Genomic DNA, 300 nt, shown 5'->3' on the forward strand with positions numbered 1-300 from the left:
CGGCTACGGCGGTAGGCACGTCATCGACGATGTTCACATCGAGGCTGCCACTGCTGGTGCTGCCGTCAGTATCGGTAGCGGTGACCGTGAAGCTCTCGGTCAAGTTATTGATTCCACCGCCAGCAGGATGGGCCTCGTTATCCACCAAGGTGTAGCTGTAGGACACCACGCCAGTGCTGGCGTCGTAGCCGGTCACTGTCAGCGTATTCCCCAAAAGGGTCGTGGTTGTTTGCGGGAAAGTAGCGGCCACACCACCGCTGATGACGTTGATGCCGCCCACGCTCAGGGTTTGCAAACCAT

1 protein-coding gene is annotated in these 300 nt (G+C 59.0%); it reads right to left on the bottom strand.

The window, feature by feature from the left end:
- The coding region (locus tag ACODSK_RS32730; RefSeq protein ID WP_489022311.1) for a hypothetical protein at positions 1-300 on the bottom strand (300 nt) is incomplete at both ends.

Source organism: Pseudomonas sp. FG98, from assembly GCF_057808595.1.